Annotated in this window: 8 protein-coding genes; 4 read left to right on the top strand and 4 right to left on the bottom strand. The window is 72.0% G+C overall.

The window, feature by feature from the left end; translation table 11 throughout:
• Positions 1–43 precede the first annotated feature (43 nt).
• The 3 genes from Pla163_RS10930 (at position 44) to Pla163_RS10940 (ending at position 5,396) form a co-directional block, all read left to right on the top strand.
• Positions 44–1,240: a ThiF family adenylyltransferase gene (locus Pla163_RS10930; RefSeq protein ID WP_145187877.1), complete on the top strand. Its 1,197-nt coding sequence runs from the start codon at positions 44–46 to the stop codon at positions 1,238–1,240.
• On the top strand, positions 1,237–1,887 hold the full coding sequence (locus Pla163_RS10935; protein WP_419185816.1) for a nucleotidyltransferase family protein: 651 nt from the start codon (positions 1,237–1,239) through the stop codon (positions 1,885–1,887). Before Pla163_RS10930 ends, Pla163_RS10935 begins: the two co-directional genes overlap by 4 nt.
• Positions 1,888–2,222: 335 nt before the next feature.
• Positions 2,223–5,396 (top strand): DUF4388 domain-containing protein, encoded by a 3,174-nt coding sequence (locus Pla163_RS10940; protein WP_145187880.1) that lies wholly within the window; start codon positions 2,223–2,225, stop codon positions 5,394–5,396.
• A gap of 70 nt (positions 5,397–5,466) precedes the next feature.
• Here the strand turns inward: Pla163_RS10940 and Pla163_RS10945 are convergent, their stop codons facing one another.
• Positions 5,467–6,687 carry a hypothetical protein gene (locus Pla163_RS10945; protein WP_145187883.1) on the bottom strand — a complete coding sequence of 407 codons (1,221 nt, stop codon included), beginning with the start codon at positions 6,685–6,687 and terminating at the stop codon, positions 5,467–5,469.
• A gap of 352 nt (positions 6,688–7,039) precedes the next feature.
• Here Pla163_RS10945 and Pla163_RS10950 point away from each other — a divergent pair, with 352 nt between their 5' ends.
• Positions 7,040–7,879 (top strand): hypothetical protein, encoded by an 840-nt coding sequence (locus Pla163_RS10950; RefSeq protein ID WP_145187886.1) that lies wholly within the window; start codon positions 7,040–7,042, stop codon positions 7,877–7,879.
• Positions 7,880–8,015: 136 nt separating this feature from the next.
• Here Pla163_RS10950 and Pla163_RS10955 read toward each other — a convergent pair whose 3' ends face one another.
• From Pla163_RS10955 to Pla163_RS10965, 3 genes are all read right to left on the bottom strand, one after another.
• Entirely contained in the window at positions 8,016–8,687 is a 672-nt protein-coding gene (locus Pla163_RS10955) for a hypothetical protein (protein ID WP_145187889.1), read from the bottom strand.
• Between the two features lie 137 nt (positions 8,688–8,824).
• Positions 8,825–12,208 carry a protein kinase domain-containing protein gene (locus Pla163_RS10960; protein WP_145187892.1) on the bottom strand — a complete coding sequence of 1,128 codons (3,384 nt, stop codon included), beginning with the start codon at positions 12,206–12,208 and terminating at the stop codon, positions 8,825–8,827.
• A complete protein-coding gene (locus Pla163_RS10965) occupies positions 12,205–12,828 on the bottom strand; it encodes an RNA polymerase sigma factor (protein ID WP_145187895.1) in 624 nt (207 codons plus the stop codon). The genes Pla163_RS10960 and Pla163_RS10965 overlap by 4 nt, the downstream gene beginning before the upstream one ends.
• Between the last annotated feature and the right edge of the window lie 20 nt (positions 12,829–12,848).

Consider the following 12,848-nt stretch of genomic DNA (forward strand, 5'->3'; position numbering starts at 1 on the left):
GTCGTCCGACGGCCCCGGCCCGCGCGACTGGTAGAGTCGCGCCGTGGACTCGAACGACCGATCGACGGCGCCCGCTGGCGGCGACCCCGAGGGCGGCGCGCCGCGCTTCGACCGTCAGACGCGCTTCGCGCCGCTCGGCGAAGCGGGTCAGGCGCGGCTCGCGTCGGCACGCGTCCTGGTCGTCGGTTGCGGCGCGCTCGGCGGAGCGCTCGCGCAGTCGCTCCACCGTTCCGGAGTGGGCGCGCTGGTGCTGGTCGATCGCGACGTGGTCGAACTCTCCAACCTACCGCGCCAGGTGCTCTTCGATCTGGAGCACGCCCGCCGCCGGGTTCCCAAAGTGGACGCGGCGCGCGAGACGCTCGAACGCGCGGGGGGTCCGACGCGGATCGAGACGCACGCCACGCACCTGGGCGCGCGCGAGCTCGGACGCCTCGGGCGCACCGCCGACCTGATCCTCGACGGCACCGACAACCTGGCGACGCGCTACCTGATCAACGACTACGCGGTGAAGCGCCGCCAACCGTGGATCTACGGCGGCGTCGTCGGTGGCTCCGGCCTGGTGCTCGCGGTGGTGCCCGGCGGACCGTGCCTGCGCTGCCTGTTCCCCGATCCCCCGCCGCCCGGGAGCCTCGCCACCTGCGACAGCGCGGGCGTGGTCCAACCTGCTGTGGCCGCGGTCGCCGCACTGCAGGCCGGCACGGCGCTGCGACTGTTGACCGCCTCACCGGACACGAGCGCGAGCGGTCCGGGCGCCGCCGAGTCGGGCGCGCATGTGGCCGGCGGCGGGAGCGGTGCGCGCGGGCCGGAACCCGGTCCGGTGGACATGGGCACACCCCGTGCTCACGACGGACGCACTCTCGACGGGACCGGACGCCTGCTCGAGGTCGACGCCTGGAACGGAAGCGTTCGCCAGCTCGATCTGACGCGCGACCCCCACTGTCCGTGCTGTGGCCAGCGCCGCTTCGACTTCCTGACCCAGTCGCTCGCGCGCGGACCCGAAGTGTTGTGCGGACGCAACGCCGTCGAGGTTCCGGGCACCGTGGGTACGCGACTGGACACGGAGGCGGTCGTGCGTCGTCTGGACAGTTCGAGCGCGTCGACCCTCGAACGCAGCGGCGACCTGCTGCGCTTTCGTACCGACGGCCTGACGGTCACGCTCTTCGCCGACGGACGCGCCCTGGTCGAGGGAACCGAGGACGTGGAGCGAGCCCGCGCGGTGTGCGACCGCTTGCTCTCGTGAGCGCGGACCCGCCGCTCGTCGTCGTGCTCGCCGCGGGCGCCAGTCGCCGGCTCGGCCAGCCGAAGGCCCTGTGCCGGATCGGCGGGACCACCGCGCTCGAAGGTCTCGTCGAGCGCGCCCTCGCTCCGAGCACGGGCCTGCGCGACCTGGTCGTCGTCACCGGCCGCCACCACGCCGAGATCGCCGAGGTCGTGGCACGCGCGAACGCGAGTCGGAGCGAGCCGCTGCACGTGCGCGTGCTCGAGAACGCGGACTGGGCGCGGGGCCGGACCGGCTCGTTCGCCCGTGCGGTCCGCGCCCGTCCGGATCGGGACCTGCTGCTCGCGCCGATCGACGTGCCGCGCGTCGCGAGCGCGACCTTCGCGGCCCTCCAGCGCGCGTGGCGGGACGCGGGTCGCGCGCCGCGTGGGTGGCTCGCCTGCGCTCACGTCGGTGCGAGCCGCGGGCGCCGCTTCGGACACCCGATCGTGATCGGCCGCGAGCTGGCCCGGGACGCGCTCGCTCTCGACCCCGATGCGCCGCTGCGCGAGCTGCGCGATCAGGCCGCCCCACTCGCCGGCGTCGACGTGGACGACCCGACGATCCTCGAGGACCTCGACACCCCTGACGACCTGGCGCGCCTGCGCGAGCTCGAGGCTGAACGCTGAACGCGCGCGGTCGCCCGACGTGCCTGAACGACGGTCGATCCGGAACATCTTTCCGATCGCGAGCGAGGCGGCGCGGGCGATCCATCCTCGCGATCCGAGAGGGAGCACCGCCCCACCGGCGCATCCGGGGGCGACCGAACGGACGGCGCAGCGCCAGGACTCCCGAGCGGGGCGAGCCGTCCACGGCCCGACCGAACGCGCCATCCACGACGGATGTGAATCGGGTTTCAGCGCACCCGGGAACGCCGTCGATAGGCAGCCGATCCGGTGGAGCACCTCTTGGCTCCCCGACCCCCGATCAGTCCTTCCAGCGGTCCGACCGCACCATCCACCCCATGAGCTTCCAGGGAGACGTTGCCGGAATCGGCCTCGGCGAGCTGCTACAGGGCCTCGCCCGTGGCGGCAAGGACGGTGTGCTGAACCTGTTCGGCAAGGATCTGGTCGCGCGCATCGGACTGCAGGGCGGCCAGCTGTACCTGGTCAATTCGCCCGAGGAGGACCCGCACGTCTGGCGCTCGCGCTGTGCGAAGGCCTGGGTCAAGGATCCCGAGGCCGAGCGCGACCCGCAGCGACGCGACGCGATCGCACGCGCCGAACGCCTCGAGACCGTCTTCGCGATGCTCGAGGCGCCGAACCTGCACTTCCGCTTCGAACAGGGCAGTTTGCCCCCGCCCCCCGGCGGCGCGCCGACCGGGTCGCAACAGCGCGGTTCGCGCTCCGAAGGCATGGCGCTCGGCAGTGGGCGCCCCGCGGAGTCGCCCTGGGGCAAGGGGATGAGCGTCGAGTTCGTGCTGCTCGAGCACGCGCGCATCTCCGACGAGGTCCAGTCCGGTGGCGGACCCAAGGAACACGACATGCCGCGCGCCCTCGATCCGGGGCAGCCGGAGAAGGGCTACGAGTTGTTGCTCGCCGAGTGCGACGGCAAGTCGACCATGGTCGAGGTCGCCGACCGTCTCGGGTGGCCGCTGCGCCAGTGCTGCGGCGTGGTCAACGAACTCGTCGCGCGCCGCGCCGTTCGCCTGGCGACGCCGCGCGAGATCCTCGCCAGCGCGCTGCAGGAACTCGAGGACGGTCAGTACGAGCGCGCCGCCGATCGCTTCGAGGGCTGGCTCGACTCCACGCCCGGCGGTCCGCCCAGTCGCGAGGACGGTGAACTGCTCGCGCACCTGTGGGAACGGGGACAGATCGCGACCGCGCTGGGCTACGTGCGACGTCGCGCGGGCCGTCGACTGTGCCGTCGCCTCGACTACGTGGCGTCGGACCTCGAACAATCGATCGAACTGTGGCGTCGCTTCGTCGAACTGCACGGCGCCTGCGGTGTCGCGCGCCTGCACCTGACGCGCCTGTGCCTCGCGGCGACGGCCGACGCGTCGCCGGACGCGGACACGCTGAACGAGCTCCTGCGCCAGGCGCGACAGCTCACCGAAGCGGGCTTCGCGATGCGCGCGCGCGCCCTGCTGCTCGCCGTGCGCGACCTCGCGATCGACAGCCTGTCGGTGCGCGTCGACGTGGGACACCGCATGCTCGCCGCCGGCATGCTCGAGGACGCCAGTGAGATCCTCAGCGCAGCGGCACGCGAGATGGTGGAGACGGGCGACCTCGTCCGCGCGCGCCGTCTCATCGGTTCACTGCTGGTCGAGGTTCCCGAGCACCGCGCCGCGCGCGACCTCCTGGCCGAGATCGAGAACCGCCAACAGCGCAAGAAGCGTCGCACCTGGCAGTTCGCCGTGGGCGCGTCCGTCGCCGTGGTGCTCTCGGGCGTGGGCGTCGTGCACATCAAGAACGAGGCCGAACTGGATCGACGGGTCAACGAGATCACGAACCTCCTCGACGACCCCGACCGCGGACTCGCCCTGCTCGACGAGTACTACCCGCGCACGGCCGTGCGTCCCGAGCGCATCGTCGGGCTGCACGCGGCACTCGATCGACGCCGCAGCGAGCAGCAGCAGATCGCGCTCGCCAACTGGAACAACAGCTGCGTCGAGATCGAGGGACGCATCGAGCGCGGCGAGCTGCTCCTGGCGGTCGAACGCATCGTCGGCATCGGGAATCCGCCGTCCCTGGACGACGTGTACGTCCGGCGACTGCGCTCGCGCGAGGAACTGTTGAGCCTCATCGCGGGCAAGCTCCAAACGCGCTTCGAGACGAGTGACCCCGGCCTCGAGGCGGAGCCAGGTGCGCTCCAGCGGGAGAGCGAGCTGCTGGCGGACACCGAGGACATTCTCGAAGCCAGTCGCTCGAAGCGCCTGCACAGCGAGTTCCGCGACTTCGTCGACCACGTGGATCTGCTCGTGATGCAGTGGAACACGCGGCGGACCGAGCGAGCCCAGGAACGCCTCGCGAAGGCCTCGCGCGACAAGGAGGCTCGACAGGACCGCCTCCTGAGTTCGGCGCGCTTCCTGGCCGCGTCGGGTGAGTTGGATCGGTCGCTCGAGGCCTACGACCAGCTGCTCGAGATCGACGCGGACGAATCGGTCATCGAGTTCGTGAAGAAGGAACGCGCCGGCATCGCCGTGCAGTTCGAGGCCTGGCAACTGGCTCTCGAGGAGGCGGCAGCGGGCGAACACGCCTCCGCGGTCGAACGCCTCGACCAGGCGGGACTGGACCTCACGGTCTTCCCTCTGCCGTGGCGGGTCGAGAGCCAGCCTTCGGGCGCGAAGGTCACGACGAGCGACGGCACCGTCGCCACGACGCCGTTCGTCATGCGCACGCCAGCAGGTGTCGCGGTCGAGATGCAGCTCGAACTGCCGGGTACGCTGCCCGTCACGCTGACGGTCGAGATGCCTCAGGACCGCCTCGTCCACCTGCATCGCAACGTGGACCGCGCCGTCACGAGCGGCACACGCATCGAAGCCCTTCCGATCCTCGTGGGCAGCGATCTCGTCGTCGCCGACCGCAACGGATCGGTTCGTCGACTCGGTCCGAAAGGCGAGGTGCGCTGGGAACGCGACCTCGACACGCTCGGCGGCATCGCTCGCACGCCGCGCTTCCTGCCCTCGCGTCCCGGTTGGATGCTGGTCGTCAGCGAGGAGGGCAACAGCTGGTTGATCAGCGTCGAGGACGGTCAGGTCGAAGGGCCGTGGAGCGCCGGTTGCCCGCCGATCCAAGGCCCCGAAGACCTCGGTGGCGCCATCGCCGTGCTGTTCAACGACGGCTCGCTCGCCACCTGGAACCGCACGGTCGAACCGGTGGTCTCGTCGGCCACCAGTCAGGTCTACCGCATGGCGCCCGAGGAGGACGCCGAGTACTCGGAGCGCCTCGAGAACCTGGTCTGCTTGCGCGCGTCGACCGGCCGCGACACCGACATGGGCAACCCGTGGAACGCATGGCGGGTCGAGGTCGAGGAAGGCATGTACATGGTGCGACTGCGCAACGAGCCCCTGCGGACCTTCACCGCCGAACGCTTCGGTCGCTTCAGCTTCGTGGCCTGGGAGAAGCCCAGCTCGAGCGCGCCCGACGGACGCCTGTGGATCTCGGACGAGGGCGGACTGCGCTCGTACCGCCCCTAGGGGCAGCATCGGCGGCGCCGGTCGGAGCGGCTCCCCGCGGACCACGTGGGTCCACGGGGGGCCGCTCGCGTCACAGCACGATTCGGAACGGCGCCGAGACCCGTCCACTGAGCAGGTCGACGGCCTGCAACGTCAGGCCGAGCCCACCACCGGGCCCCGTGCCCGCCCCCACCGAGGAGACGTTCGCCGGTAGGGCGAGCGAGCCCTCGGAGTCGAGCCAGTAGATCGGCAGGCTCGGCCCGGCGAGGAGGGCGGTGAGCAGCGGATCGTTCATGTCGACCGCGAGTCCGCCGAAGCCGGACAGTTCGGGCGTCGGGAACCAACCGGCCGCACCGGCACCCACGAGGAGCGCCGGTCCACCGGGCGTACCGTTCTGGACCACCCCGCGGCCGTTGGAGCCGCCGACGGCCCCCTCGAGCCACAGGCTGAGGGGCTGCTCGGGGCCGAGATGGATGAGCGCGTCCAACTCCTCGCCTCCCAGCGCGAGATCGGCCTCGTCCGCGACGATGCGCGCCAGAGCACCGAGCGCGAGCACCGCGCCGTCGAACTCCGACGGCGACTGCACCGCGACCCACACCTCGCCCGACACGACTTCGAGGCCGTGGACGTCACCGATGCTCGCCGACGATCCCGTCGCGAGCGCGAGCGCGTCGCTCACGTCGTCCTCGGCGAACAGCCGCGTCAGGACGCCGCTCTCGTCGAGTGCCAGCACGTCGCCGTTCTGCACCGGCCCGAGGACCGCGGTGTCCACGTCGGCCGCGAGCGAGAAGACGAGTCGCCCGCCTCCGAAGAGGCCCGGAGCACCGGGCACGGCCCCGTCGAACGCGAACGCGTCGACGTCGATGTCCAGAGCCGCGTCACCGAGGGCGAGCGCGATCTGGTCCTCGGCCACCGCCACCCGGAAGACGCCGTCCGCGTCGAGCCGCACCAGGTCGCCGTCGAGGAACCCGCCGTCGTCCGACAGGAACGACATGTAGAGGTCACCCGCCGCGGCGACGCTCCCCCGCAGCGCCGCCCCGTCCACGTCGCGCGGCGCGAAGTCCGCGAGGGCGAACCAGTGTCCGACCGTGAACCAGGGCGCCGGACGCGCTCCCGCACCGACCGCCATGAGATCGGTGTCGGTCAGGACGGGGAGCGCCGCATCGAGCGCGCCCACGTCGTTCGTCGTCGAGACCAGGAAGCGCTCGGTCGAGCCCTGGGCGAAGGCGGGCGCCGTGAGTCCGGCGAGGAGGGCGGCGATGCCGAGCGGGCCGAAGCCGCGGAGGTGGAAGTCGTTGATCGAGGTCTGCACGTTGAAGTCAGGTTGTTGGGTTCGATGGGTACGAGCGTGGTCCGCGGCCAGGTCTCACGAGGACCGACGCGCGCCACGCAGGAAGGACCGACGCCAGCTCGATCGGTTGCGGCTGGAGCGCTCGAAGTCGTCGCGACGCGAACGTCCGCGGCAGGTCGACCGCGAGCGATCGAGCGTCGACGCGCGACGTGCGACCCGCGCTCCGATCCGTCGGGTCTCGGCCGGATCCGCGGGCACCGCGCGCGAGCCGTCACCCCGCCCGGGGACCTCTTGCGCCGCGCGCCTTCCGACGCGAACGCTCCCACCCGCGGCGCCGGGAACCGCGCCGCGACCACGCCGCTAGACTGCGTCGATGCGCCATTCCCGCTCCGACCCCCACGCCGCGCACGGGCCCTCGGCGACCTCGCCTCGGGGCCCTGCAACCGTCCTGGCACGCGCCGCCTGCAGCGCCGCGCTCGCCGTCGCCGCCGCGAGCGCGCTGGTCGGATGCAGCGGAGCGGACGCTTCGGAACGAGCCGCCGCACTCCCCACCGGGTGGAGCACCGCGCACAGCACGCGCTTCGAGGAACTGCTCGACCGACACCTGCCGCTCGGCACGTCGACGGCCCTTCCGCCGGCCCAACTGGCAGAGCTCGACGCCACCCTCGACGCCGAGCCGCCGCGCGCGACGCGAGCCGCCCTGTGGCTCGCACGCGCCGCCCATCCGGACGCGGACGCGGCTCTGCTCGCGCGGCTGGAACGGCGCGCCGCGGGCCCGGCGCGCGAGGACGACGCCGGTGACTGCACGGCGGCCGCGGCGCTCGCCCGGCGACCGCTCGATCCGAACGCCGTGGATCGACTCGTCGAACTGGCGATCGGCGACACCGCCCACCCCGACCTCGAGGTGCGCGTCGAGTGCGCGATCGCCGCGCTCGACCACGGTCGCGAAGACGTCCTGCCCCTGCTCGTGCGCGTGCTGCGCATCGACACGCCGAGCGAGGCGCGCGAAGGAGCGTTGACCGACTCGCCCTCCACCGCCTGGGTGCGCGGTCGTGCGGACGAGGCCTTGTGCCAACTGTTCGGGCTCGAGGTCGCCGTGCGGACCGACCTGCCGCTCGCCCAGCGCGAGGCCTGGGCGGACGGGCTCGAGCGACTGGTGGCCGAGCATGCGGCCACGCGTGAAGACTCGCCGGCGGACACCAGCGGTCACTGACCGTCACACGACGCGCGGTGAACGCGGCCCGACTTCACGCTGTCTATCGAAGTGCCTCGCTGACCGAAGCTCGCAGCTCGCGTGACATCCAAGACGTCGACCGGCACCGCATCCACCACCGTGTCGGCCTCGGCCCTCAGTCCGCGAGCCGCTCCACGCGCCCGTGGCACAGGAAGCGGTAGGTCCGCAGCACGAGGTCGCTGGTCGGACGCGGCAGATCGCGCGGGATGCGCGTCGGCACCACGTCGCGCCCGAACGGCGGCCGTGGATCGGCGTCGAACAACGACGCCCACAGTCGCACGGGACAGCTGACGAACAGGCGCTGCGGCGGTCCGAACGTCTCCCACCAGGTCACCAGGCGCTCGCTCGTCTCCGACATCAGCAGGTCCGCGTTCTGCAGCCGCAGCCGCGAGCCGTAGCGAGACTTTCCCTTCGACTTCAGGTGCGTCGGCTGTGCGCGTCCCTTGCCGCGCACGACGTAGCGCCGGAAGCTCTTGGTCTCGACGCACACGCCATCCTCGAACCAACCGAGCGACGTGGCCCCCGCCTGCATCAGGACGACCGCGTGGGCGCCGAGCCGTTCGGGCAGAGAGCCGACGTAGTCGAACAGGCCGCCGCACTCGGGGTCGATCGGCGCGACGAGCGGCGGGTGGATCCGCAGCCGTCCGTCGGTGGAGTCGAACCAGCGCTGCTCGGGCTCGACGACGAACGACCGCACGTCGGCCAACGCCAGCAGCGTGGCGGCGGCGTCGCCCACGTGGAAGGTGGCGGGGAGGTCGGGCTCGTCGTCGGGCGGGGTGCCAGCCATCGACCAGAGGATGCCACGGCCAGGCACGCCGCCGTGTGCCACTCCACCGGTCCGACGCCTCCCGGTTCGCAGCGGTCGCACGACGCCGCGATACGCGCCGGCGACGGGCGTCGCGAGCGCGGACCGCGGTTCGGTCCTCAGCGCGGTGGCACGCTCCCGTTAGAGCGCGGCGCGCGGCCACGGGCACCGTCCTGGCCGTCCGCGTCGTCCCGGCCGTCGATGCCGTCTTCACCGTCCTGGCCGTCGCGACCGGCGGCTCCCGGCTGCTCCGCGACGGGCAGCGACCACTGCAACAGCCACCGGTACAGCTCGGCGTTGCAGTACAGGTCGGTCCATGCGTCGTGGTTCGCCGCGCGGCCGACCGTCATCAAGTACCGGTGTGCGAGGTCGTCCGCGTTCTCGAGCACGAGTCCGTCGACGCGGTGGAAGCGCACGCCGAGTTCGCGCTCGATGCGCTCCGCACCGACCTCGACCTCGGCGAACGGCACGATCGGATCGGGACGGTTGTGCGCGACCCAGACCGCGACGCCCTCGAGGACTCCGGGTTCCGTCAGACGCTCGGAACTCCCACCGATCGGCACGATGGCCGCGAACGTCCCGGGCAACTCCTCGGCCAGCCCCCAGGTCCCGTGGGCGCCGCGACTCAGCCCCGTCAGGTAGACGCGCGAACGGTCGCCGCGGTAGCGCGTGAGGACCTCGTCGAGCAAGCGCTCCACGACGTCGGGGTGATCGTCGTACTGCCCGCGGGTGATGTGCGGCGAGACCACGATGAAACGATCCAGTAGGAGCGCATTGCGTTCGCTGTCGAGGTCGGTCTCGTCGCGCAAGAGCCGCGGCAGACCCCAGTCGTTGATCGAGCCGATCGCACCGCCCACGCCGAGCGAGCCCTGCAGGTAGACGATCACGGGGTGGACCACGTCCGCGTTCGGATCGAAGGAACGGGGCAGATAGAGGGTGTAGCCGTCCACGTTGCAGCCGTCGTCGTCGGCACCACTAACGAGGGCACCACTCCCGAAAGTACCGCCGTCGGGCGCCGCGCCATCGAACGGCACGCTGACCAGCGCGCCGGCCCGCGGCTCGCCACTGGTGCGTGCGCGGGCGGCGAGGCTGGGCTCGACGCGGGAGCTCGAACCGCTTCCGCCGAGGCCGCTGCCGCGGAGTCCGCCGCCACTCGGCTCCGATCCGCCGAGTCCCCCACCTCCACCGTCGCCGCTCGCTGCACCGCTCGGTCCGTCCGTATCCGGCGCGACCTCCACGGGCCGCGCGATGACGATCGCGCCGGCCGAGCTCAGCGCGCGGATCAGCGCGCCGTCCGAACGGGTCTCGCGCACGGCCCACGACGCGCCGCTGCCGTCCGCTGCGGCCTCGTCGATCAACTCGAACTCCGAGTCCACGCGACCGCGCGCCTCGAGTCGCAGTTGCACCGCTTCGGCCAGCGACACGAACACGTCGCCTCCGGGACCGGCCGCGCTGAACAGTGCGTCGGCGGCGGGATCCTCGGTGACGCGCGCTTCCACGCGCCCACAGATGGCGTGGACGATCACGCCGCCGCGCACCTCGTCGATCGTGATGTCGCCGCCGCTGGTCTGGGCGTACACGTCGCCCGGATTGCGCTCGAGCAGCACGTCGCCGTCGGATGCCAGCACGCTGACTTCGCCGGTGACGCCAGCGACGAGCACGTCGCCGTGCACCGCCGTGACCTGGGCCTCGCCCGCAGTCTCCCGCAGCACGACGCCACCGCCCTCGCTGCGCACGTCGATCGAGCCGCTGATGCCCGTGATCGACACGTCGCAGAGATCCGCGTCGACGCGCAGGCTGCGCCCGTCGGGAAGTGCGACGCGCACGCAGCAGCTCTCGAACGCGCTCCCCGAAGCCGCGAGCAGAGCCGCTTCGAAACGCGACTCGAAGCGCATGCCGCCGTCCGTCGGCGCGACGTCCACCGCGTGGCCCGCGACGGCAGCGTCCGAGTCGCGCGAATCGCGAGCGCGCACTCGCCGCGTGACCTCGATCCGGACCTGATCGCCATCGTGACGGACCACCTCGAGGGCGCCGCGCTCCACGTCGAGCGCGAGGGCCCCTTCCGGCCCGAGTTCGAGCTCCCAGGCCAGGCGCTGCTCGAACAGCCCGAGTTCGCCATCGTCGGCGCTGATGCGGTTCCATCCGTCGGCATCCACGACCGACTCCGACGCGTCCTCCTCCTGCGTTCCGAGCCCGAACAGCGACGCGAACCCGGCCACCGACCAGTCGCTCGATCCGTCCTCCGGATCGCCCGCGCCCCCGAGAGCCACGAAGGCCAACGCGGCGAGCGCGGCGGCCCCGACGCCGCCGACGAGCGCGCGCCTGCGCCCCCGTCCACCGGCTCCAGCCGCCGCGGTTCGAGGCATCCAGTCACGCGGCGGCTGGGCGACGCCCGTGGGGTTCTGAAGGTGCGCGAGTTCCGCGGCGAGCACGTCCGCCGCCGCGTCCGCGCTGGCGAAGCGATCCTCTGGTCGCTTCGCCATCAGTCGCGACACGAAGGCGGCGAACCACGCCCGCACGTCTGGCGCGAACTCGCGCAGTAAACGCGGTTCGGCGTCGCACACGCGACCGAGGACGCCGTAGACCGTCTCGCCGCGGAAGGGCGGGCGTCCGGTGGCCGCCGTGTAGAGCAGACTCCCGAGGCTGAACAGATCGGAGCGCGCGTCCACGCTGTCGCCGCGCGCCTGCTCGGGCGACATGAACTGCGGCGTCCCGGCGATGGTGCCACTGCGCGTCATGGAGGTTTCGTCCGCGACCCAGGCCAGTCCGAAGTCGCTCACCAGCACGCGCTCGACCGGCCCCTCGAGCAACACGTTCGCCGGCTTGACGTCGCGGTGCACGATGCCCTGGGCGTGCGCCGCCGCGAGTCCGCGCGCCACCTGCAGACCGATGCGCGTCAACTCGTGCGTGTCGAGGGGACCGTCGCGCTCGATGCGGTCGGCGAGCGACGCGCCGCCGACGTAGTGCATGACGATGTAGGGCAACCCGTCGTGCTCGTCGACCGCGTGCACGGGCACGACGTGTTCGTGGGAGACCGCGGCGACCGCACGTCCCTCGCGCTCGAAGCGCTTGCGGGCGACGGCGTTCTGCGCTTGTTGCGGCGCCATGAGCTTGATCGCGACGTAGCGATTGAGTCGCTCCTCGAAAGCCTTCAGCACGTAGCCCGTCGAGCCCTGCCCGATCAGGCCCTGAATCTCGTACTGACCGATCCGTCCCAGCATCCGCGGGTCGTCGGTCGGACCGAGGAGGGCGCGCACTTCGTCGAGGATCGCGTCGCCGCTCGCTTCCGGAAAAACGTCGACCGACTCGACCTCGAGCCGCTCGCGCACCCCGCGCCAGATCGACTCACCGGCCGCGCTGCGCTCGAGTCGCTCGCGGCACCTCGAACAGGCCTCGAGATGTTCGCGGACGTCGGCTTCAGTGCGTTCGACCAGTTCGTCACGCAGGTAGCGTTCAAGACGCACGTCCTCGACGCAGGCGGAAGGTTCGAAGGGGTTCTTCATCGTCGATCCTCGGGTTCGTGCCCGTGTTCGGGCACGCCGCTCAATCCCTCGACCCGATCCTTGATCCGAGCGATGACGCGGCACTTGGCGGTGTAGATGCTCCCCACGGTCGTTCCTAGCTCGCGCGCCACGTCCTCGGCCGATCGGCCCTGGACGGCGGTGCGCTCGAACGCATGCCACGTCGACTCACGAACCTCCGAGCGCACGCGTGCGGCGGCCCAGCGGAAGAGCGCGGTCTCGAGCTCGATGTCGAACGTCTCGGCCGCATCGGCTCCGACGTCGGACAATTCGCGCAGGACCAGCTCGCCGCGCGCCCCGCCGTCGGCGGCCCGACGCCGTCGATCGGCGATCACATCCACGGACACGTTGCGGGCGACGCGGAAGAGCCAGGCGCGGAAGCTGCCGCGCTCGGCGCCCAGCTCCCACGTCCCGATCCGACCGTGCACGGCGGCGAGCACCTCTTGGGTGGCGTCCCGTGCGTCGGCGTCCTGGAGTCCGAGCGCGCGGCAGAAGCCGAGGATCGCGCCCTCGTAGACCTCCACGAACTCGACCCAGGCCTCGTCCGAGTGCCGGGTCAGTTCGAGCAACAGGCTCTGGCGGGTCTGGGGGGCGCGTTCCATGGGGGGCGGCCGTCCACGGT

The organism is Rohdeia mirabilis (genome assembly GCA_007750655.1).
Lineage (GTDB): Bacteria > Planctomycetota > UBA1135 > UBA1135.